This is a genomic window from Celeribacter naphthalenivorans, from assembly GCF_020524585.1.
GTDB classification, from domain to species: Bacteria; Pseudomonadota; Alphaproteobacteria; order Rhodobacterales; family Rhodobacteraceae; genus Celeribacter; species Celeribacter naphthalenivorans.
This window is the reverse complement of the sequence record NZ_JAIVLK010000008.1, coordinates 203,096-223,750: the sequence shown is the minus strand read 5'-3', so window position 1 is coordinate 223,750 and position 20,655 is coordinate 203,096. Positions and strand designations below refer to the sequence as shown.

22 protein-coding genes are annotated in these 20,655 nt (G+C 60.3%); 5 read left to right on the top strand and 17 right to left on the bottom strand.

What is annotated here, in order from left to right; translation table 11 throughout:
* Positions 1 to 2 precede the first annotated feature (2 nt).
* Complete coding sequence (bla, locus tag LC094_RS17955; RefSeq protein WP_226554175.1) at positions 3 to 866, bottom strand: class A beta-lactamase; 864 nt, start codon at positions 864 to 866, stop codon at positions 3 to 5.
* A 37-nt stretch (positions 867 to 903) separates the two neighbouring features.
* Entirely contained in the window at positions 904 to 1,611 is a 708-nt protein-coding gene (locus LC094_RS17950) for a C40 family peptidase (RefSeq protein ID WP_226554174.1), read from the bottom strand.
* 407 nt (positions 1,612 to 2,018) lie between these two features.
* Here LC094_RS17950 and ptsP point away from each other — a divergent pair, with 407 nt between their 5' ends.
* Positions 2,019 to 4,271: a phosphoenolpyruvate--protein phosphotransferase gene (gene ptsP, locus LC094_RS17945; protein WP_226554226.1), complete on the top strand. Its 2,253-nt coding sequence runs from the start codon at positions 2,019 to 2,021 to the stop codon at positions 4,269 to 4,271.
* Positions 4,272 to 4,299: 28 nt separating this feature from the next.
* Here ptsP and LC094_RS17940 read toward each other — a convergent pair whose 3' ends face one another.
* Together LC094_RS17940 and LC094_RS17935 are read right to left on the bottom strand one after the other, a co-directional pair.
* Positions 4,300 to 5,067 (bottom strand): EcsC family protein, encoded by a 768-nt coding sequence (locus LC094_RS17940; protein ID WP_226554173.1) that lies wholly within the window; start codon positions 5,065 to 5,067, stop codon positions 4,300 to 4,302.
* A gap of 16 nt (positions 5,068 to 5,083) precedes the next feature.
* A complete protein-coding gene (locus LC094_RS17935) occupies positions 5,084 to 5,575 on the bottom strand; it encodes a GNAT family N-acetyltransferase (RefSeq protein WP_226554172.1) in 492 nt (163 codons plus the stop codon).
* Between the two features lie 117 nt (positions 5,576 to 5,692).
* On the opposite strand from LC094_RS17935, the gene LC094_RS17930 reads away from it, so the two are divergent.
* Positions 5,693 to 6,277, top strand: coding sequence for a flavin reductase family protein (locus tag LC094_RS17930; protein WP_226554171.1), 585 nt, complete (start codon positions 5,693 to 5,695; stop codon positions 6,275 to 6,277).
* Between the two features lie 31 nt (positions 6,278 to 6,308).
* Here LC094_RS17930 and LC094_RS17925 read toward each other — a convergent pair whose 3' ends face one another.
* The 4 genes from LC094_RS17925 to LC094_RS17910 form a co-directional block, all read right to left on the bottom strand.
* Positions 6,309 to 6,929, bottom strand: a complete 621-nt coding sequence (locus tag LC094_RS17925; RefSeq protein ID WP_226554170.1) for a YdeI/OmpD-associated family protein — start codon at positions 6,927 to 6,929, stop codon at positions 6,309 to 6,311.
* A 47-nt stretch (positions 6,930 to 6,976) separates the two neighbouring features.
* Entirely contained in the window at positions 6,977 to 8,587 is a 1,611-nt protein-coding gene (locus LC094_RS17920; RefSeq protein ID WP_226554169.1) for a SulP family inorganic anion transporter, read from the bottom strand.
* Positions 8,588 to 8,710: 123 nt separating this feature from the next.
* Positions 8,711 to 9,340, bottom strand: coding sequence for an aminotransferase class IV family protein (locus LC094_RS17915; protein ID WP_226554168.1), 630 nt, complete (start codon positions 9,338 to 9,340; stop codon positions 8,711 to 8,713).
* Positions 9,337 to 10,455 carry an aminodeoxychorismate synthase component I gene (locus LC094_RS17910; protein WP_226554167.1) on the bottom strand — a complete coding sequence of 373 codons (1,119 nt, stop codon included), beginning with the start codon at positions 10,453 to 10,455 and terminating at the stop codon, positions 9,337 to 9,339. Before LC094_RS17910 ends, LC094_RS17915 begins: the two co-directional genes overlap by 4 nt.
* A 184-nt stretch (positions 10,456 to 10,639) precedes the next feature.
* Between LC094_RS17910 and LC094_RS17905 the strand changes: the two genes are divergently transcribed.
* From LC094_RS17905 to LC094_RS17895, 3 genes are read left to right on the top strand one after another with little or no spacing between them, the layout of a single operon-like run.
* On the top strand, positions 10,640 to 11,524 hold the full coding sequence (locus LC094_RS17905) for an S-methyl-5'-thioadenosine phosphorylase (RefSeq protein ID WP_226554166.1): 885 nt from the start codon (positions 10,640 to 10,642) through the stop codon (positions 11,522 to 11,524).
* A gap of 3 nt (positions 11,525 to 11,527) precedes the next feature.
* Entirely contained in the window at positions 11,528 to 11,932 is a 405-nt protein-coding gene (locus LC094_RS17900; protein WP_226554165.1) for a hypothetical protein, read from the top strand.
* Entirely contained in the window at positions 11,929 to 12,459 is a 531-nt protein-coding gene (locus LC094_RS17895; protein WP_226554164.1) for an adenine phosphoribosyltransferase, read from the top strand. The genes LC094_RS17900 and LC094_RS17895 overlap by 4 nt, the downstream gene beginning before the upstream one ends.
* A gap of 295 nt (positions 12,460 to 12,754) precedes the next feature.
* Here the strand turns inward: LC094_RS17895 and LC094_RS17890 are convergent, their stop codons facing one another.
* The 9 genes from LC094_RS17890 to LC094_RS17850 all read right to left on the bottom strand — a co-directional run bounded on the left by LC094_RS17890 (position 12,755) and on the right by LC094_RS17850 (position 20,636).
* The gene (locus LC094_RS17890; RefSeq protein ID WP_226554163.1) at positions 12,755 to 14,176 is read right to left on the bottom strand and encodes an FAD-binding oxidoreductase; all 1,422 of its coding nucleotides are present in this window, start codon (positions 14,174 to 14,176) and stop codon (positions 12,755 to 12,757) included.
* A gap of 44 nt (positions 14,177 to 14,220) precedes the next feature.
* Entirely contained in the window at positions 14,221 to 15,051 is an 831-nt protein-coding gene (locus LC094_RS17885; RefSeq protein ID WP_226554162.1) for an MBL fold metallo-hydrolase, read from the bottom strand.
* 103 nt (positions 15,052 to 15,154) lie between these two features.
* A complete protein-coding gene (locus tag LC094_RS17880) occupies positions 15,155 to 15,373 on the bottom strand; it encodes a helix-turn-helix transcriptional regulator (protein WP_226554161.1) in 219 nt (72 codons plus the stop codon).
* Positions 15,370 to 15,762 (bottom strand): hypothetical protein, encoded by a 393-nt coding sequence (locus tag LC094_RS17875; protein ID WP_226554160.1) that lies wholly within the window; start codon positions 15,760 to 15,762, stop codon positions 15,370 to 15,372. The genes LC094_RS17880 and LC094_RS17875 overlap by 4 nt, the downstream gene beginning before the upstream one ends.
* An 85-nt stretch (positions 15,763 to 15,847) precedes the next feature.
* A complete protein-coding gene (locus LC094_RS17870; RefSeq protein ID WP_226554159.1) occupies positions 15,848 to 16,438 on the bottom strand; it encodes a GNAT family N-acetyltransferase in 591 nt (196 codons plus the stop codon).
* A complete protein-coding gene (locus LC094_RS17865) occupies positions 16,438 to 17,697 on the bottom strand; it encodes a M16 family metallopeptidase (RefSeq protein WP_226554158.1) in 1,260 nt (419 codons plus the stop codon). Before LC094_RS17865 ends, LC094_RS17870 begins: the two co-directional genes overlap by 1 nt.
* A complete protein-coding gene (gene thrC / locus LC094_RS17860; protein ID WP_226554157.1) occupies positions 17,694 to 19,076 on the bottom strand; it encodes a threonine synthase in 1,383 nt (460 codons plus the stop codon). Before thrC ends, LC094_RS17865 begins: the two co-directional genes overlap by 4 nt.
* Before the next feature lie 12 nt (positions 19,077 to 19,088).
* The gene (locus LC094_RS17855; protein ID WP_226554156.1) at positions 19,089 to 19,757 is read right to left on the bottom strand and encodes an SURF1 family protein; all 669 of its coding nucleotides are present in this window, start codon (positions 19,755 to 19,757) and stop codon (positions 19,089 to 19,091) included.
* A gap of 75 nt (positions 19,758 to 19,832) precedes the next feature.
* A complete protein-coding gene (locus LC094_RS17850; protein ID WP_226554155.1) occupies positions 19,833 to 20,636 on the bottom strand; it encodes a cytochrome c oxidase subunit 3 in 804 nt (267 codons plus the stop codon).
* Positions 20,637 to 20,655: the final 19 nt, after the last annotated feature.

The following is a 20,655-nucleotide window of genomic DNA, read 5'->3' as shown; positions in this document are numbered from 1 at the left end:
CCTCAGAGCACCTTGGCCAAAGCGACCTCCGCGATGCCGCGCATGGCATCAACCGCCGCGCGGGCCTGACCTTTTTCGGTGTCGATGTAGACACTCATGACAAAGGGCGTGCCCTCCGGGGACCAAAGCGCGGCGATGTCATTGGCGGCTCCATTGGGCGTTGTCCCCGGTTTATTGGCGACCACCCAGTCGCTTGGGACCGCCGCCCTGATCCGGTTTTTCGCATTTTGTTCGTTGCGCATCCAATCGACCAGATGTGCGCGGGATCCATCCGACAGAATACCTCTCGGCATCGTCATCCGCCGCACATTCTGCGTCATGGCCAGAGGCGTCGTCGTGTCCCGCTCATCGCCCGGAATACTGGAGTTCAGCGCCATTTCGATCCGGTCCAACCGGCTTGTCGGATCGCCCATATCGCGGAAAAACTGCGTCACGGCAGCAGGCCCACCCACACGCGCCAGCAACAGGTTTGCCGCCGTATTGTCGCTATATTCCACCGCCGCCTGACACAGGCTGCGGATGTCGAGCTTGCCTGCGTCAGCGTGACGTTTGGTCACCGGCGAGGTCGGCAAAAGCTCTGACGCGCGAAACGTCAACTGTTCGTCCAGATCGAGCGCCCCACGATCCGCCTCACGCAGGCACAATGCGGCCAACGAGGCTTTGAATGTCGAACACATGGCAAAGCGTTCTGCGCCGCGACGTTGATACATCTGCCCCGTCGCGAGGTTCTGAACACAGACCCCGATCCGCGCCGTCAGAGCCCGCTCCTGCGCCTGCATATATGTGTCTGCAACGTCCTGAGCGCGCGCCATTTCAGCCCCAAAAGGCAAGATCGCCGCACCAAGCATGAAGTCTCTGCGTTTCATCTAAACTCTCCCTAGATCTTTTGGCTGAACAAAAAAGTTATTCAGGCAAGGGGTAAAGGCGTTCGAGGCCAGAGGCCCCCTGAATGCCCGCCGTGGTCACAATGGCCGTCCCCTTCAGCACATCCCAACAGGCATCGCGGCTGACGACATAGGTGCAATAGGGATGCTCCTGCCAACCGGTCAGGAAAGCGGCCTCAAGCTCCGGATGGCCCTGCGCCAACTCCGCGAGCCTCACAGGCGCCCCCAACGCGACACCTGCCCCCAAAGCCGCCAGATAGACCAGTTCCGCACCGTAATATGTCTCCCCGCCCATAAGGCGGAACCGATCCGCCCCCTGACCATAGGCCACGAGAAGCGCATTGTAGGAGATGGGGCTATCGCCTTGCCCCCAGTCGGCCATGTCTTGCAGGCGATAGACCGCATAGTCCGACGCACTGAGCCCCCTGACGAAGTTCGCAAGCATCGCTTCGGTCACGCCCTCTTCCGCATCGACATAGACGACATGCGGCCCACCGCTCCCGGCGCGCACAATCGCCACCGAACCGAACTCCGTCTGCGTGGCCTCAGCGATCAAATCATCCATAGGGTCCAGCCCGGAGCGAAAAATCAAATCCCCGGCGCGCCAGTCCCAAGCCGCCTCTTCGGCAAAGGCAGGCACGGCCAGCCCGCTGCATGAGACACAGAGCGAAATCTGCGTGTAGCGGTGCAATTTGCGCCTGAAAGATCGTGACCATGACTGTGTCATGGCTTTTGCCCGCCCCACCTTATTTCCCATTTCACCCACCTGCCTGTTGCGCTCTCACGACGTCTTGCCCGCAGGCTACGCAGATGCCGGGCCCTTAGCCAGAGCCCGCAAAGCGGCTCGGCGACTTTCGGCGCAACTCATCAGCAAGATGAAAGCATACCCGAATATTTTGTGATCACAGACGCCTGACGGAGTCGCAAAAACACCGACCAAGACGCACACGCAGCACGAATTTTCTGCACCTGCATCCACAAGTTGCGGATTTTTCTGCACTTTTTCCACGCATTTTCCACGCAAATTTTGGCCGAGCCGCCGTCGCGCGGTTGATTTTTCTGGGCAAAAGCCACATCTGTGCTCTAAAGAATTTGACGCCCATCATGAAGGCGCAAAACAAGACCGACGGGGACATGGTGCATAATCTGGAAAGCGAAAGCCGGAAGCTTTTGGGCCGGCTCAGGGACACGCTGGCCGAGGACAGTGCCGGTCAGGCACGTCTCGACCGCATCACCCATCTGATCGCCGACAGCATGCAGACCGAGGTCTGTTCGATCTATCTTTTCCGCGACGCCGACACGCTGGAGCTTTGCGCCACCGAAGGTCTCAAACCCGAAGCCGTGCACAAGACCCGGATGCGCATCGGCGAGGGCCTCGTGGGCCGGGTTGCGCGCACCCGCCTCATGGTCAACGCCGCCGACGCGCCCTCTGAGCGTGGCTTTCGCTATATGCCCGAAACCGGCGAGGAATTGTTCTCCAGCTTTCTGGGCCTGCCGATCCAGCGCCTCGGTGAAATCCTCGGCGTTCTGGTCGTGCAATCGAAAGAGGCCCGCGCCTTTACCGAGGACGAGGTCTATGCCCTCGAAGTGGTCGCCATGGTGTTGGCCGAAATGACAGAACTGGGCGCTTTCATCGGTGATGAAGGCGGCATGGCCGCGCTTCACCAGCATCCGGTGATGTTCCGCGGCGCGACGGGCCAGGAAGGTGTCGCCGAGGGCAATGTCTACCTGCACGAGCCGCGCGTCGTCGTCACCAACCCGGTGGCCGATGACCCTGATGTGGAAAAGGACCGCCTGCGCAAGGCGGTGGACGAGTTGCGCATTTCCGTCGACAGCATGTTGGCCGCCGTCGAACCCGGCGAGAAAGATCAGCGCGAGGTGCTTGAGGCCTACCGGATGTTCGCCAATTCCCGCGGCTGGATGCGCCGGATGGAAGAGGACATCGACCGGGGCCTCTCCGCCGAGGCCGCCGTCGAAAAGGAACAGGGCGCGGCCCGCACGCGACTGGCACAAGTGCCCGACCCCTATATGCGCGAGCGCCTGCACGATCTCGACGATCTGTCGAACCGGCTGCTGCGCATTCTGACCGGCCAAGGCAATGAGACCGGCGCCGAGATGCCCGAGAACCCGATCCTCGTCGCCCGCAACATCGGCCCCGGCGAGTTGCTGGATTATGGCAAGGACCTCAAAGGCATCGTTTTGGAACAAGGCTCCGTCGGCTCGCATGCCGCCGTGGTGGCCCGCGCCTGGGCGATTCCTCTGGTCATTCACGCCGAGGGCATCACGACAGAGGCGCTGAACGGCAACGCCATTCTGGTCGATGGCGATCAGGGCGTGGTGCATTTGCGGCCAGAAGATACGGTCGCCGCCGCCTTCCGCGACAAGATCGCGATGCAAGCCGAGGCGCAGCAACGCTACGCCGGTCTGGTGGGCCTGCCCGCCGAGACGCTCTGTGGTCGGCACATCAACATGCATATGAACGCCGGTCTGATGGCGGATCTGCCGTCGCTGGCCTCCTCAGGCGCCGAGGGCGTGGGCCTGTTCCGCACCGAATTGCAGTTCCTGATCCGCAACAAGGTGCCGCGCCGGGGCGAGCTGGCCTCGCTCTACGCCCGCGTCATGGATGCGGCACGCGGCAAACGTGTGGTGTTCCGCACCCTCGACATCGGCTCCGACAAGGTGCTGCCCTATATGAAGCCGCAGGACGAGCCGAACCCCGCGATGGGGTGGCGCGCGATCCGTGTGGGGCTTGATAAACGCGGCGTCATGCGGATGCAGCTTCAGGCGCTCATCCGTGCCGCTTCGGGCCGACCTTTGACGATCATGTTCCCCTTTGTGGCGCAGTTCGACGAATACCGTCAGGCGCGGGCGATTCTGGAGGATGTGCTCGAGTCCGAGCAAAAGCTGGGCTACGTGCCGCCGTCGTCGGTCGAGATTGGCGCAATGTTGGAGACCCCCTCTCTGGCCTTCGCGCCCGATCTGTTTTTCCAACAGACCGATTTCATTTCCATCGGCGGCAACGACCTCAAACAGTTCTTTTTCGCCGCTGACCGCGAAAACGAGCGGGTGCGCCGGCGCTATGACACGCTGAATTATTCCTTCCTGAGCTTCATCCGTCAGATCGTTGAACGCTGCGATAAATTCGACACGCCGGTGTCCTTTTGTGGCGAGGATGCCGGGCGGCCTTTGGAGGCGGTCGCTCTGGCCGCGATGGGTGTGCGCACGCTGTCGATGCGCCCGGCTTCGATCGGCCCGGTGAAGGCGATGTTGCGCCGGCTCGACCTCGACGAGGTGGCGCGTGTGATTGATCAGTCCGCCGATGCCGGGGCGCAATCCGTGCGGGACGATCTGAGTGCCTATCTGGTCAAACAGGGGTTTATGCTCTGATCCAAAGACGGCGCGCGACAGGACCGCCTCAGCGCGCCATTTCCGCCCGCAGCAAGTCTTTCAACTCTTCGAAGGACAGATCGCTGTCCTCGGCCATGCGGAGCATGCCGAAACTCACATGCGCCATGTCCTGATAATAGGCGGTATAGGCGTAATTCGTCGCAGCCCCCACTACGGCGCCCAGCACCGGCACGGTCTGTGCCGCCAGTTTTTGCCCCAAAACCACCGAGAGACGCGGCGCGACCTTGGCAATAATCCCGTTCAGCGTGGCCCCCGTCAGCGTGGTGCGCGCGGCGATAAACCCGAGATCGGCCCCATCGTCCTCTTCCAAAGGCCCGGCGGCGGCAAAAACTTGAATACAGGCCTTGCGCACATCGTCGCGGGAGGGATCAAAGCCGTGATCTTCGGCAACGCCTTGGATCGCGTGGAGCAGCACGGTCGTGGTGACCGGCAATTCCGCCAGAGCGGTCGGCAGCCCGCCAATGCCACCCACAGCCCCCAGCCCCGAGGTCACCGCGCGCGACATCCAAGTGCCGCCTTTGACCGAGCGCCGCCCACGCGCAGCCCCCTCAAACGCCAGTTCCAGCGCAGAGAGCGTCGCGCCCTCAAGTTGATTTCTGATTTTGTCAGGCAATTTGCCGAACAGCCCGTCCGCCGTGCCGCCAACAATATTGAGCAATTGCATGCCGGGATGGTTCGCACGTTTCAGACGCCGCGCCAGCGCGCGGATCGCCTCCGGCGTCGGAGCTTGCAACACGGCATGTGCGCCATCGGTGAGGGTCGGCAATTTTTCCATGCCTTAACAGATGGGGTCAGTCGTCCTTGTGGACAAGCCCCTCGACCCCGTCCCAAGCACCGGGACGCAGAGCCACACCCAAAACCCGCTCCGGGTTCGTGGGCGGCGGCATTTCGACATGGTCGAGCTTTTCAAAGCCAAAACGAGAATAATAGGGCGCGTCGCCGACCAACATCACCCGCTGCCAGCCGAGCCGCACGGCCTCGGCCATCGACTCGTTCATCAGCAAGCCGCCAAGGCCCTCGCCCTGACGGGTGTGGTGCACCGCGATGGGCCCCAACAAGAGCGCACGATGCTCGCCCGCGCCGATGCGAATGGGCCAATAGCGGATCGCGGCGGCCAGAACGCCATGCTCATCGCGGGCCAAAAGACAGAGATCCGTGACCTTTTCGACCCCATCGCGCAGACGATAGGAGGACAAAAGCTCCCGCCCTGGCGCAAAACAAGTGTCATAGAGGGCTTCCACCTCCCAAAGATCGGCCGGTGTCTCTGTCTCGATCTGATACACGCTTATCCCTTTCTCAGCGCACAGATTTTGCGCGCGGATTTGGCTCGGATTTCTGCTATCACAGCCCTAAATGGTGAGCAACGCGAAGAAAACGCGAGACAGAGGACATAGCCCAAGATGTATTACCGCCCCAGCGATGGTCACAACCTGCCGCATAACCCGTTCAACGCCATCGTGTCGCCGCGCCCCATCGGCTGGATTTCGACACGCGCCTCATCCGGACATGAAAACCTCGCGCCCTACTCGTTTTTCAACGCGGTCGCCTATGTGCCGCCGCAGGTGATGTTTGCCTCGATCGGCTCGAAAGACACGCTGCGCAATCTGCGTGAGACCGGCGAGTTTTGCGTCAACCTGGTGGGCGCCGACCAGATCGCGGTGATGAATGCCTCCTCTGCCGCGCTTGAGTTCGAGGAAGACGAGTTCACCCAATCCGGCGCGCTGCGTGCGCCCTGTCGCGAGATTGCCTGTTCGCGGGTCGAGGATGCGCCGGCCTCCTTGGAATGCAAGATGACCCAGATCGTTCAGCTCGCAGGCAAGGACAATCACGTGGTCTTTGGCGAAGTCGTCGGCATCCACATCCGCCCCGACCTGATCGTGGACGGGCGGTTCGATGTGGTGAAAGCCCGCATGCTGTCGCGTCTGGGGTATCGCGATTACGCCGAGGTCACGGAAGTGTTTGAACTGACGCGTCCGAATGACTGACGCCATTTAAGTCTTTCGTCGCGTGCGGTGTTCAGCGCTCGGTCGCGCCCTTCCCCATGAGGATTTTGGGACGAAATTTCTCGATTCTGGCAACCCGGGTTGCTGGCTGTTTCGCGCCATTTAGATTGAGCGCGTAGCTGCGCTGGCGGCCCGGCGTGAGCGCGTAGAAGGCCGTTGACAGCTCGGGATCATCGGCCAGGGCCTCAATCAACTCAGGCGGCAACTCTATGTCGCGTGTCTCGACCTTCGGCTTAATCCCCTGCTGTGCATACTCCATCGCCTCAGCGAGATAGCTGCGCAGCTGCGGCTCCAAGCTCAAAACCTCTTCTGCGCTTTGAAAACTGATGATGTCGGGATGCTGTGAATTTTTGCCCGTCTTTTGCAAAAGACCTTTGGGGTCTTTGAGCAAAGTGGCGTTGAAAAAGGTCAGCCTCACATCCCCGCGAAACGCGCCTAGAATGACGATATTTCGTCCCGCATGCATATAGCACGGATGCCCCCATTTGGCGGTCTCAGACAGACCCGCCTCATCGCAGATACGCCGAAGTTGGGACAGTGCACCAGCCCACGCCTGAACAGAGCAGTCTGATGTCTCGAACCGCGCGCAGCGCCCACAGCCTTTGGTGAAGAATTCGTCGGGGTCGGTGATCATGGGATAACCTAGCACGAAAAAGGGGCCATGTGGCCCCTTTTGAATTCTTAATGCCCAGCGCCCAGAACTCCGGTGCGCACGACATAATCGGTAGCGATTTGGTAATCCGGATCATCGTCGCTATCGACCATCAGGTGACCGGCGTTGGACAGAAGCCGGTGACAATCGCGGCTCAGGTGTCGCAGTTGGATTTCCTTGCCCAGCGCTTCGTATTTCGCAGCGAGGCTTTCGATGGCGTTGAGCGCAGATTGGTCGGCAACGCGGCTGTCGGCGAAATCGACGATCACCATGGAGGGGTCGTTGGCCGGATCGAAGAGCTCGGAAAAGCCCTCGGCGGAGCCAAAGAACAGCGGGCCCTGGATTTGGTAGACCTTCGCACCCTCGGGGGACTCGTAAGTTTTGGCATGAATACGCGAGGCGTTTTGCCAGGCATAGGCCAGTGCGGAAACGATCACCCCCACGACCACGGCGACCGCGAGGTCTTCGAGCACGGTAACGACGGTCACGAGCACGATGACGAAAGCATCAACCCGCGGCACTTTCAGCATCACGTTGAAGGAGTTCCACGCGAAGGTGCCGATCACCACCATGAACATCACGCCGACAAGTGCGGCCAGCGGGATTTGTTCGATGAGCGGTGAGGCCACCACGATGAACAGGAGCAAAAACAACGCCGCCGTGATGCCCGCCAGACGGGTGCGCCCGCCGGATTTCACGTTGATCATCGACTGGCCGATCATAGCGCAGCCGCCCATGGAGCCGAAGAAGCCGGAGATCACATTGCCTGCGCCCTGCGCCAGACATTCTTGCGAGACACCACCGCGCTCACCCTTGATCTCACCCACGAGGTTGAGCGTCAGAAGGCTCTCAATGAGGCCCACAGCCGCGCCAATGAGCGCGTAGGGCAGGATGATTTTCATCGTGGCGAGAAAGCTCTCCATGTTCTCGAACATCGGCACGGACGGGATGTGGAAGGTCGGCAAACCGCCCTTGATCTGCGCCATATCACCCACGCGCGGCACATCGATGCCAAAGGCAATCACCACCACGGCGGTGATCAGAATGCCCGCCAGCGGCGCCGGGATGATATTGGTCACCTTTGGCAGGAAATGCACCACGGCCATGGTCAGACCGACCAGAGCCAGCATGATGATGAGCGGCATGCCGGTCATGTAGCTGTCAGAACCGGGCACCTTGAACTGGGTGAGCTGGGCGAGAAAGATCACGATGGCCAGCCCGTTCACGAACCCCAACATCACCGGATGCGGCACGAGGCGGATGAACTTGCCGAGGCGGAAAATCCCCGCAAGGATTTGCAAGATGCCCATGAGGACGACGGTGGCGAAGAGATATTCAACACCATGTTCGATCACGAGGGCCACAAAGACCACGGCGATGGCGCCGGTCGCGCCAGAGATCATCCCCGGACGCCCACCGAAGACGGCGGTCACCAACCCCATGATGAACGCGGCGTAAAGCCCCACGAGCGGGTGAACATGGGCGACGAAAGCAAAAGCCACAGCTTCGGGCACCAGCGCCAAGGCCACGGTGAGGCCCGAAAGCACATCGGTTTTCGCCTGCGCAGGCGTCAGTTTGGTCGATGTGGTTCCGGAAATAGACAGGTTCTTCGCGAAAGACGCGAGTGCGGATTGGATCACGGGAGGCTCCCAGATGTCAGGAAATGCGTTTGGCTCCTCTTAGCGCGATTGTCGCAGATGCGCAAAGTCAGGAGCCGTGCCTCTCACCACAAAGAGTGGCTTGACCGCAACAGATTTGGCGTCTCACCCGACCAATTGCGCAGGAATGAGGCCCCGAAGAGAATTTCCGACCCAGAGACGCTCCGCCGCGCGCAGGTCTGCCTCGGTCAACACCGCCTCTTTCACACGGCCCTCGGCCAGCAGCTCTTCGCGCAGCACTCCCGGCAGGAGGCCAGAGGACACGGCGGGGGTCAGCATGTCGCCGTCCCGCTCCAGAAACACATTGGTGATCGTGCCTTCGCAAATCTCGCCCCGCGTGTTCAGGAACAAAAGCTCGTCGAGACCCTCGGGCAAGGCGGCGCGGGCTTGGTCGTAGAGGCTGCGCTCGGTCGTTTTCACCACAAGCCACGGGTCCGCAGGATCAAGGCGGGTCTCATGCAGATGCACGAGAAACAGAGGTTTGGACGGCGCGAGCGGCGCGTCTTGCAGCTCAAGCCCCCCCTCCCGATCCAGCGTCATACGCATCCGACGCGGGGTATCGGCGTCAAACTCCGCCATCAAGCGCTCGGCCTGCACCGGATCGAACGCCACATCCAACTGCGCCGCCGTGCGCGCCATCCGCGCGAGGTGTCGCGGCCCCCGCGTCATGCCTTGCTCCGGCAAATAACCGAAGGTCTCGATGATGCGGAACGGATCGCTCATGACATCACTCATGACAAAGCCTCCAAATCGGCAAAGCGAGATTTCAGCAGCGCCTCGTCATATTCCGACTGCGCCTCGCTGTCATAGACCACACCGCCGCCAACATGCAGCCGCGCGCGGCCTTGCGCCATCTCCAGCGTGCGGATCGCCACGTTGAAGGACGACCGCCCATCCGGCGCGGCCCAGCCGATAGACCCGCAATAATGCCCGCGTGGCCCGGCCTCCAGTTCGTGAATGATCTGCATCGCGCGAATCTTCGGTGCGCCGGTGACAGAGCCGCATGGAAACAGCGCGCAGAAACGATCATAGAGGCCAATCTCGGGCAACAACCGTGCGGTCACGGTCGAGGTCATCTGATGCACGGTGGCGTAGCTTTCGATCTCGAACAGTTTGGGCACTTTGACCGATCCCACCTCGGAGACCCGCGACAGGTCATTGCGCAGGAGATCGACGATCATCAGATTCTCGGCCTGATTTTTCTCAGACGCGGCCAACCACTCTTTCGACGCAATATCTTCCTCCGGCGTTGCGCCACGCGGCACGGTGCCTTTCATCGGGCGCACGGTGATGCCGCCCGCCCCGTCGGTCTCGTAGAACAGCTCCGGCGAGCGCGACAAGACTGCCGTGCCATCCGGCCGCTCGATCAGGGCGCCGTGGCCCACAGGCTGGCGGGCCTTGAGCCGATCATACAGCGCGCGCGGCGGAAGATCGGAGGTGAGCGTCAGCGGGAAGGTCAGGTTCGCCTGATAAATGTCCCCCGCACGGATGTAATGCGCCACGGCGGCAAAGGCCTCCGCATAGCGCGGCGCATCCCAAATGGGCTGTTTTTCGGTCTGGCCATCGTTTGAGAAAGGCCGTGCGCTCAAAGCTTCGGGCGCTTCGTAAATCCCGACCTCCAACAACGGCACATCACGCGTCTCGGGCAACAAAGGCAAAAGCCGCGGTTCGAAGCAATAGCCCAGCTCATAGGAAAACGCGCCCGCGATCCAATACCCCTCGGCAAGAGCCGTCTCAAGCCGGGCAAAGGCCTCCGCGACCTCGCCCGGGGTACGGGCAAAGACCGTCTCTTTCGGCTTTTGGAACAGGCTGCCGCTCTGCAACGGCCCGGTGTCAAATTCGATCCGCATCTCATCCCCGGCGTGTTCGGACGCGCAGCGTTCTACGGTGCGAGAGCCCGCCTTGGCAAGTCTGCTCAGGCCGCCTGTCGCACATCTCCTGAGCCACCCTCCTCAGTTCTTTTCCGAATTGCCTCTTGCGCGCCGCATTGCAGCGCCGCAAGGTTGGCCCGAACAGGCGAGCAAGGAGGCGGATATGACAGGACAACAGCGTGTGATCGGCGTGATGGGCGGCTCCGGCGTCTATGAGATCGACGGGCTGAAAGATGCCGCATGGCAGAGGGTTGAAACGCCTTGGGGCGACCCGTCTGATGCACTCCTGTCCGGCACATTGGACGGCGTCAACATGGTTTTCCTGCCCCGCCACGGACGTGGCCATGTGCACTCGCCTTCGACCGTCAACTACCGCGCCAATATCGACGCGATGAAACAGATGGGGGTCACGGACCTGTTTTCCGTCTCCGCCGTGGGATCGTTCCGCGAAGAGATGGCGCCGGGCGATTTCGTCATCATTGATCAGTTCATCGACCGGACATTTGCACGGGAAAAGAGCTTTTTCGGCACCGGCTGCGTCGCACATGTCTCGGTCGCGCATCCCGTCTGTGAGCGGCTGTCGGGAATTGCCTATGAGGCCGCGCGTACGACCGGCGTGACGGTGCATAAAGGCGGCACCTATCTCGCCATGGAAGGCCCGCAATTTTCCTCTATGGCCGAAAGCAAAATGTACCGCGAGAGCTGGGGCTGTGATGTGATCGGCATGACCAATATGCCGGAGGCGAAACTCGCGCGCGAGGCAGAGATTTGCTACGCCTCCATCGCCATGGTCACCGATTACGACAGCTGGCACCCGGATCACGGCGCGGTGCAGATCACCGATATTCTCGCCACGCTGAAGGCCAACACCGCACATGCGAAATCCCTCGTTGCGGCGCTTCCGGGGCTTTTGGGGGGCGTCTATGCCCCCTGCGAACATGGCTGCGACCGGGCGCTGGACTACGCAATCATGACCGCGCCAGACAAACGCGACCCTTTGATGATTGAAAAACTTTCGACCGTCGCGGGGCGGGTTTTGGGAGGGTAAAAGATGCCAGATTTTGTCGCTATGTCACCGACAGATGAACCATTTTCAGCATATCCGGATGAAGCCCTAAGCATACGCATACCTCACCTTAAGAAAGGCCACCAAATTCCAACTCTGGGAGACTACATCACAGTATTGCATGAAAACGAAGGCCTTACGGGTGAGGGTATCGTTGCGCATTCCGCCGAAATGGAAAATTATATTGATATAACCTTCTCCGCATGGGAACAGTATGAAGCACCTCTAATGCAGAGAAGTGTTTTGCCTGATACGAAGGGAATGCCCCGGCCATTACCGAATGATATTTACCATTTTCTCGGTGCCCGACGCACACGTAAAACACATCAGATATCACATGAATATATGTCTGACTTAAGAAATGCTCAGAGTCGGATTAGAAGACCATGAAAACCGTTAAGGATTACATCCGCACCATCGTCGATTTCCCGCATGAAGGCATTCTGTTTCGCGATGTCACCACGCTCTTTGCCGACCCGCGCGGCATGCGGCTTGCGATTGACCAGCTGCTCGATCCCTATGTGGGCCTGCAAATCGACAAGGTGGTGGGGCTTGAGGCACGCGGGTTTATCCTTGGCGGCGCCATCGCGCATCAGCTCTCGATCGGCTTCGTGCCGATTCGCAAAAAGGGAAAACTGCCGGGCGCTGTGATCTCCGAAGAGTATAAACTCGAGTATGGCGAGGCCGTGGTCGAGGTGCATGACGATGCGATCCAGCCCGGCGAGAAAATCCTCGTGGTCGACGATCTTTTGGCCACTGGCGGCACGGCAGAGGCCGGGATCAAGCTGGTCGAGCGGCTGGGGGGCGAGATCGTGGGCTGTGCGTTTATTATCGACCTGCCGGAACTGGGCGGGCACAAGCGGCTGGCCAATCTGGGCTATGACATTCATACCCTTTGTGAATTCGAGGGGTTATGACACATATTTTTGCAAGACCCCCGGAAACTATCCGGTGCGGCGTGAACGCTTTGGTAACGACTCGCACGTAAATCTGTGCATGTCTCGCGGAGCCGAGACGCTGTTTGCACCACATGTGAGCAATCACATTTCGCGCCCTGATCGCCCCCCGGTCAGGGCGCTTTTCGTTTCCCAACCGCGTCATGAGAGTCTTTCGACAGAGGAAAAGCCGCGCAGCTTGCGAGAGATCACGCCCCTTTCCTCCGCGTTAACCTGAATGAGATTAACCTTAACGCAATTATTTTTTCAGCGCGTCTCAGCCCAGTTGATGCCGCAAAACCGCGCCCGGGTTCATGATGCCCTTGGGATCGAGCGCCGCCTTGATTGCCCGCATCGCGGAGAGTTTTCCCGGATCGCCGTAGTGCTCCAAATCCTCGGCCTTGAGCCGCCCGACGCCGTGTTCCGCGGAAAACGACCCGTCATACTCCGCGACAAGATCATGCACGACACGTTTGACCTCAAACCGGATGTTTTCATACTCGGAACGGTCGCGTCCCTTTGCCGGAAAGACATTATAATGCAGGTTGCCGTCGCCCAGATGGCCAAAGGCATTCACCCGCACATCGCCCAGTTGCGACAGTCGCGCGATGCCCTCAGGAATGAAGTCGGCGATGCGCGACAGCGGGATGGAAATGTCATGCGACGAGATCGACCCGATGCGTTTGTTGCCCTCGGGGATGGTCTCTCGCAGCGTCCAGAAGTCCTGCCGCTGCGCCTCGCTTTGGGCGATGACGCCATCACTGACTAGCCCCGCCTCGAAGCCGCGCTCAAACAGAGTGGCGAGCATGGCCTCCGGGTCCGAGGCGCCCGACACGCCGAGGTCAATCAGCACGCACCATTCGGGATGATCCGCGAAGGGCTGGCGAATATCGGGGACGGTCTCAGATAGGAAATCCAATCCCATGCCAGAGATCAGTTCGAAGGCCGAAATGCCCTCCCCCGCGATGCCCTGCGCCATGTTCAAAAGCTCAAGGGCTGCGGCCGGGGACGGCACGATGAGGATCGCGGCGGCGTTATGTTCCGGCTGTGGGAAGAGGCGCAGGCTGGCCGCCGTGATCACGCCCAAAGTGCCTTCTGCCCCGATCAACAGGTTGCGGATGTCATAGCCTGTGTTGTCCTTGCGCAGGCGTTTGAGGCCGTGAAAAATCTGGCCGTCTGGCAAGACCGCCTCGATCCCCAGACACAGCTCACGCGCATTGCCATAGCGCAAGACATTGAGCCCGCCCGCATTGGTCGACAGGTTGCCGCCGATGCGACAGGTGCCTTCGGCCCCCAGAGAAAGAGGAAACAGACGCCCGGCCTCAGAGGCTGCGGATTGGATGTCGGCGAGGATCGCGCCGGCTTCCGCGACGATGACGTTTTCCTGCGGGTAGACCCCTCGGATTTTGGTCATTTTTCCCAGAGACAGGATCACCGGCGCGGGGCCGTCATGAGCGATTTGGCCCAGCACCAATCCGGTGCCGCCGCCCAGAGGCACAATGCCGACGGAGGCCTCATAGCAGGCCCGCACGATGGTCGAGACCTCTTCGACCGTCGCGGGGCAGGCGATCACCGCCGCCTGACCATGATAGCGCCCGCGCGGGTCTTCCAACTCGCCGTCACGGCGCGCCCGCAGGGTGCCGGGCGGCAAGGCGGCCTCAAGAGAGGCAAGAAAGTCGGGCGTCGCAGGCTGGGTCATGTGAGGCTCCTTTGCCTCAGATGTAGCCCCTGCCCCCCCAGGTCTCAATCGGAAAGAAACTGAGGCTCCAACACCATGATCGTCGGCTGCCCCGGCAAACGGTCGAGCGAGACCAAAAGCTCGGAGCCGTGGGTTTCGACCACCGCAAAGTCGTCGCCCATCCCCGAGAGGAAATCATTCAAACCATAGCGCGAAAAATAATGCATCGGAATAACGATGGAGGAGCGAAACCGCTCGACAATGCGCATCATCACCTCGCGCGGCACAGTGTAGCCGCCGTCGACCGGCGCCATGACCACGTCGAGACGCCCAATGGCGGCATATTGTTCTTCGGTGGGTTCGTGATGCAAATGGCCCAGATGGCCGATGCAGAGACCGCCCGCCTCGAAGATGAAGATCGAATTGCCATTGGGCTCACGGCTATCCCCGAGACGAATGTCGGTCGGCACATTGCGGATGCGCATGGCACCGAGATCGACGTCGTGTTCAGCCCCTTCGCCATAGGCGCCCCAGCCCTCGAGAATATGCGCGACATCGCCGTGGACGTTATTGGTGTAATGGCTGGAATGGGCTTGGTTCATCGTCACCACATCGGGCGCCCAGAGCGTGTTGCCGATATAGCCGTTGTAATCTGTGACCACCGACACGTCTCCCGCCTCGATGGCAAACATCGCATGGTCGATGAAATGGAGGCGCACGGTGTCCTGTGGCACTGGCGCGCCGACAGAGACCTGCCACAGCCGCTCGGGAGCCGTGTCGCTGGCGAGAGAGCGACAATGGCTTGGGATGCGCTCGGCCTCTTGGGCCTGAGCCATGGTCGAGGTGATAGAAAAGGCGAGGCTGAGAAAAAGAGGCTGGCAAAATGTCTTTCGCATGCGTGTCTCCCGATCAAAATCAGGAACAGGCTAGGCCCGAATCCCCCCGCGCCCCTCATCACAGAACCGTGTGGATGGTCACGGCAAAGCGATCTGACCCTTGTCAGCCGTCCTCAGGCAATTGGAACAAATCCTCCACCGACACGCCGAGTCCTTTTGCCAGCCGCAAGGCCAAGACTGTCGAGGGCACAAAGACACCGTTCTCCACCGTGTTGATGGTCTTGCGGCTCACCTCGACCTGCGAGGCCAGCTCCATCTGCGTCAGCCCGACCCTCAGGCGATGCTCTTTCAGATGCACGATGAGCTGCGCGGGCGCCTTCATTTTCGAAGACCTGCGACCGCCATCCACGCCGAGGGCGCGCAGATGAGCAGGATGCCAAGCACCAAAAGCGCCCCTTTCAGACTTGTCTCAAAGTATTGTGTCAAAAAGAAAAAGAGCCAGAATCCGATGACAGCGCACCAATAGCCGAACTGATAGGCGCCGCGATGCGTTGCCACAGCCATTTCATCCCAGGCGGGTCGAATGCTGCGCGGTGAGATCACGGACACGATAAATTGCGAGAGGCCACCGAGAATGGCCAGCCCACCGAGCCAGAGGACAAGCTCTGACGAGATGGTGTTTGTAAAACCATAGAGGGCAAGCAGCCCAAGGCCAAAGGCGGTGACCAAGAGGTTTGCGGCGAGGCGCGTGGTGGCGAGCGGGTTCATCATCAGTTCTCCTGTAACCTTTGGGTTACATAAGAAGACTCAAAAGTAACCTCAAGGTGACATGGAGAAAATTTTGTGCAAAGGACGATCAGGCCTGCCCGATGGTGGTCGGCCCGCGCCGATCCGGGTGCAACGCGGAATAAAGCACATGGTTGCGCCAGCGGCCGTTGATCTGAAGATAGGCCTGCGCCACGCCTTCGTATTTGAACCCGGCCTTTTCCAAAGCCCCGCGCGAGGCCACGTTTTCCGGCAGGCACGCGGCCTCTATCCGGCTCAGGCGCATGCGGGCAAAGGCGTGATGGGTCACGGCAGCGATGGCCTCTTTCATATAGCCTTGGCGGGCATGACGCGCGCCGATCCAATAGCCGATGGTCCCCGCCTGCGCAGGGCCCCGACGGATATTGTCGAGCGTCAAGGCGCCCAAAAGCGCATCGTCTTCGCGGCGAAACAAGAAGACCGGCAGGCCACTGTCATTGCGAAAGCTGCGCTCCGCCCAGATCACACGATTGGTAAAAGCCTTGCGCGTCAGATGATCCGACGACCAAGTCGGTTCCCAAGGCTGCAAAAACTCCATGCTTTCCTGACGCAGAGACGCCCATGCGCGATAGTCCGAATGCTGAGGCAGACGAAGCGTCATGCGCTCCGTCTCGATCCGCACCTTCGGTCGTCGCGACAGCATCAGGCGGCGAACCTTTCGCGCAATTTATCCAGCTCAGGCGCGGCTTTGACCGGGCCGTAAAGCGCCATCGACGCCTTGCCCATGCCGGTTTTCACCAGAAACTCCCGCACATTCTCAAGCGTCACCGCGTCAATCCGCTCGACCGTCTCATGAAGCTCCGGAATGCGGCCCCAGATGCCCAGCATCCGCGCGTTGCGCTCGGACCGAGACGACGGGCTTTCCAGCCCCATCAACAGCCCCGCCTTGATCTGCGCGCGTGCACGGTCGACCTCGACCAACGTCATTTCAGACGCCGCACGTTTCATCTCGTCAATCGTGACCTCGGCCAATTCCGCGACCTGATCGCCGGAGGTGCCCGCGTAGATCGTGGTCAGCCCGGTGTCGGAATAGGCGCCGGATTGGGCATAGATCGTATAGCAAAGCCCGCGTCGTTCACGCAGTTCTTGGAAGAGCCGCGAAGACATGCCGCCGCCCAGAGCGGTGGTCGCGGTCTGGGCGATGTAGATGTCTTCGTCGCGATAGGCAGGGCCTTCGAACGCCAGCGTGAAATGTGCCTGTTCGAGTTTCTTGACCTTGCGAAATTCGCCGCCTTCAAACCGCGCCGGATCCGCATAATCGCGGCCATGCGGTTTGAGCCCGCCAAAAATCTCTTCGGCCTCGGCGACGATGCGGTCGTGGTCGATGTTGCCTGCGGCAGAGAGGATCATGCGCTCGGGGCTATAGTGCTCGTCGACAAAGCCCGCGAGATCGTCGCGGCTAAAATTGCGCACCCGTTCGGCGGGCCCCAAAATCGTCCGGCCAAGGGCCTGTTTCGGGTAGGTCGCCTCTTGCAGCCAATCGAAAATCACATCGTCGGGCGTATCCAGAGCCTGACCAATTTCCGATAGGATCACGCCGCGTTCCACCTCCAGCTCATGCGGATCGAAGATCGGGTTCAACACGATGTCGCCAATTACATCCAAGGCCAAAGACACATCGTCTTTCAGCACCCGCGCATAATAGGCCGTGGTTTCCCGCGTCGTATAGGCGTTCAGGTAACCACCAACGTTCTCAAGGACTTCCGCGATTTCGAGAGGCGTGCGGCGTTTCGTGCCTTTGAACGCCATATGTTCGAGGAAATGCGCGATGCCGTTCTGCTCGATCCGCTCATGGCGTCCGCCCGCCAGCACCCAAACCCCAATCGACGCGCTTTGCATCGAGGGTTGAAGTTCGGTGACGATCCGAAAACCGTTGGACAGAGTGTGGATACGTGGGCTCAAGCAAGGCGCTCCTTGATCAGGGTTTTAAGACCATCTAGGTCGTTCGGCACCACCGTAAACCGCTCGTCGCGCTCAAACAGATCGGCCATATGTTCGGGCAGCGCCGGGTGGATGCCACAAGCCGCCTCGACAGCCGCCGGGAATTTCGCAGGATGCGCGGTCGAGAGCGAGATCATCGGCACCTCGGACAGATGCTCTTCGGCGACTTTCACCGCCACCGCCGTATGCGGGCAAATCACCTCGCCGGTGCGTTTGTGCATGTCGGTGATGGTGGCGGAGGTTTCCGCCTCGGACGCCCGACCCGACGCAAAGGTATCGCGCAGGCGATCCATCGCGCCTTGGGAGATTTTGAATTCGCCGGATTTAAATTCTTCCATGAGCTGCGCAATCGCAGCGCCTTCGCGGTCGTAGACATCGAAGAGCGCGCGCTCAAAGTTGGAACTCACCTGAATGTCCATCGACGGAGAGATCGACGGCACCACGCCTTCTTTGGTGCAGGCGCCGGTTTCCATCGTGCGGTGCAGAATGTCGTTCTGGTTCGTCGCGATCACCAGCTTGTCGATCGGCAGGCCCATGCGTTTCGCGATATAGCCCGCGAAAATGTCGCCAAAGTTGCCGGTCGGCACGGTGAAAGAGACCTTACGATGCGGCGCGCCCAGAGAGACGGCGGAGGTGAAGTAATATACGACCTGCGCCAGCACCCGCGCCCAGTTGATCGAATTCACAGCCGCCAGTTTGACGTGATCGCGAAACTCGATGTCGGCAAACATGTCCTTGAGCGCAGCTTGGCAATCGTCGAAATCGCCCTCGACGGCCAGCGCATGGACGTTGCTCTCAGAGGGCGTGGTCATCTGGCGACGCTGCACATCCGACACCCGGCCATGCGGGAAGAGGATGAAGACGTCGACGTTCGACAGCCCTTTGAAGGCCTCGATGGCGGCGGAGCCGGTATCGCCCGAGGTCGCGCCCACGATAGTCACATGTTCGCCACGCCGCGCCAGCGCCGCTTGGAACAGCTGGCCAATGAGCTGCATGGCAAAATCTTTGAACGCCAGCGTCGGCCCGTGGAACAGTTCGAGCAGGAAGTGGTTCGGGCCGAGTTGCACCAGAGGCGCGCGGGCGTCGTGGTTGAAGCCCTGATAGGCCTTTGCGATGATCTCTTTGAACTCGGCATCCGTAAAAGTCTCGCCGATGAAGGGCTTCATCACCGTGAACGCCGCCTCTTCGTAAGACATCCCCGCAAGCCCGGCGATCTCCGCCTCGCTCAGCGTCGGGATGCTCTCCGGCACATAAAGCCCACCATCGGAGGCAAGCCCCGTCAGCATGGCGTCTTCAAAGGTCAGGGTCGGCGCTTGGCCGCGGGTCGAGATATAACGCATGTCATCTGCTCTTTAGTCCGTTCGCGCCCTGATACGCCACAGAAGGAAAAGAGTCATCCCTAACCAGACAAGGCAGAGCGAAAACCATGTGATTGCATACTCGAGATGATCGTTCGGGATGCCCTCGATGCCCACTGGCATCGGCTCTATACCCTCCCCGGTACTATCGCGCGCCACGATCAACACGGGCTCTGTGCCGAGTGCCTCCGCCATCGCTGGAATATCACGCCCGAACCAGATGTTACGCCCCACATCGGGTGCAGGCGTCGAGCTGTTCATATCATCCGGCCAATGCAGGTTGCCGACCACCGTGACCTCGCCTTTGGGGCGCTGGACATCTTTCTCCATGTCCCGCACAAACCCACGATCGAGCAACACTCGCCGCCCGTCGTCCAACGTCATAGGTGCAATAATCAGGTATCCCGCGCCGATCTGTTTGCGCGAGACCAGCACATGAAGCTCACCGTCACCGATCTCCCCCGTCGCCACCACAGGCAGATATTTCATCGAGGGATCAATCGCTTTCGGCAAAGGCACCGGATCGGCGCCAATCTCCGCGCGGATCTCGGCCAGAACGCCCTCTTTCCACACAAGCCGCGAGAGTTGCCATGTGCCCAACCAGATCAGAATCGCGCAGCCCAAGACCCCGATCACGATGGGAAAAATCATCCGCTTGAACATAAAGCCTCCAAAGAAAAAGGGCGCGTCAACCGCGCCCTTCTATCGAGTTTCCTTAGTGCTGGAAATACTCAGGCCTTACTGGCCCCAGATATAGACCACCACAAACAGGAAGAGCCAGACGACGTCCACGAAGTGCCAGTACCACGCAGCCGCCTCAAACCCGATGTGATCGTCCGGGGTGAAGTCACCCTTCATCGAGCGCACAAGGCAGATCAGCAGAAAGATCGTGCCGATGATGACATGGAACCCGTGGAAACCCGTCGCCATGAAGAAAGAGCCGTAGAAGAAATCGCCACCGAAGGTCCAACCTTCATGCATGACAAGCTCATAATACTCATAGGCCTGAAACAGCGTGAACACCGCGCCAAAGCCCACACCGATGGCTAGACCGGCCACGAGGTCCTTGCGGATGTTGCCATGCACCAGCGCATGGTGCGCCCAGGTCACAGCGGCGCCGGAGCACAGAAGGATCAGCGTGTTGATCAGCGGCAGGTGAAACGCGTCGACCGGGATGATCTCCGGTTTGACATATTCAGTGCCCGCATAGGTGTACATCGGGTACAGCGTGTTCTTGAAAAACGCCCAGAACCAGGCTGCAAAGAACATGACTTCGGACATGATGAACATGATGAAGCCATAGCGCAGGCCGATCCGCACCACCGGCGTGTGATCGCCCGCCTTGTTTTCCTTGATCGTGTCCGACCACCAGCTCCACATCACGTAAAGCACGCCGACGAAACCGATCAGGAAGATGAACGGGTTGTCGTTGGCCATCCACATCACGGCGCCGAACAGCATGATAAAGGCGCCGACAGCCGCCATCAGCGGCCAGGGCGATGGCGGAAGGATGTGGTAATCGTGGTTCTTTTCATGCGCCATAGTGTGCGTCCCTCTCCCT

Coding starts and splice junctions, on each gene's coding strand:
- LC094_RS17940 (WP_226554173.1), bottom strand. CDS start 5,067: ATGGAAAAATTGCCGACCCTCACCGATGGCGCACATGCCGTGTTGCAA.
- LC094_RS17925 (WP_226554170.1), bottom strand. CDS start 6,929: ATGATCACCGACCCCGACGAATTCTTCACCAAAGGCTGTGGGCGCTGC.
- LC094_RS17915 (WP_226554168.1), bottom strand. CDS start 9,340: ATGAGTGATGTCATGAGCGATCCGTTCCGCATCATCGAGACCTTCGGT.
- LC094_RS17855 (WP_226554156.1), bottom strand. CDS start 19,757: ATGTTCAAGCGGATGATTTTTCCCATCGTGATCGGGGTCTTGGGCTGC.
- LC094_RS17875 (WP_226554160.1), bottom strand. CDS start 15,762: ATGATGAACCCGCTCGCCACCACGCGCCTCGCCGCAAACCTCTTGGTC.
- thrC (WP_226554157.1), bottom strand. CDS start 19,076: ATGCGTTATATCTCGACCCGCGGCCAAGCGCCGACCCTGACCTTTGAA.
- LC094_RS17930 (WP_226554171.1), top strand. CDS start 5,693: ATGTATTACCGCCCCAGCGATGGTCACAACCTGCCGCATAACCCGTTC.
- bla (WP_226554175.1), bottom strand. CDS start 866: ATGAAACGCAGAGACTTCATGCTTGGTGCGGCGATCTTGCCTTTTGGG.
- LC094_RS17895 (WP_226554164.1), top strand. CDS start 11,929: ATGAAAACCGTTAAGGATTACATCCGCACCATCGTCGATTTCCCGCAT.
- ptsP (WP_226554226.1), top strand. CDS start 2,019: ATGGTGCATAATCTGGAAAGCGAAAGCCGGAAGCTTTTGGGCCGGCTC.
- LC094_RS17900 (WP_226554165.1), top strand. CDS start 11,528: ATGCCAGATTTTGTCGCTATGTCACCGACAGATGAACCATTTTCAGCA.
- LC094_RS17910 (WP_226554167.1), bottom strand. CDS start 10,455: ATGCGGATCGAATTTGACACCGGGCCGTTGCAGAGCGGCAGCCTGTTC.
- LC094_RS17870 (WP_226554159.1), bottom strand. CDS start 16,438: ATGCTGTCGCGACGACCGAAGGTGCGGATCGAGACGGAGCGCATGACG.
- LC094_RS17885 (WP_226554162.1), bottom strand. CDS start 15,051: ATGCGAAAGACATTTTGCCAGCCTCTTTTTCTCAGCCTCGCCTTTTCT.
- LC094_RS17850 (WP_226554155.1), bottom strand. CDS start 20,636: ATGGCGCATGAAAAGAACCACGATTACCACATCCTTCCGCCATCGCCC.
- LC094_RS17880 (WP_226554161.1), bottom strand. CDS start 15,373: ATGAAGGCGCCCGCGCAGCTCATCGTGCATCTGAAAGAGCATCGCCTG.
- LC094_RS17890 (WP_226554163.1), bottom strand. CDS start 14,176: ATGACCCAGCCTGCGACGCCCGACTTTCTTGCCTCTCTTGAGGCCGCC.
- LC094_RS17905 (WP_226554166.1), top strand. CDS start 10,640: ATGACAGGACAACAGCGTGTGATCGGCGTGATGGGCGGCTCCGGCGTC.
- LC094_RS17950 (WP_226554174.1), bottom strand. CDS start 1,611: ATGACACAGTCATGGTCACGATCTTTCAGGCGCAAATTGCACCGCTAC.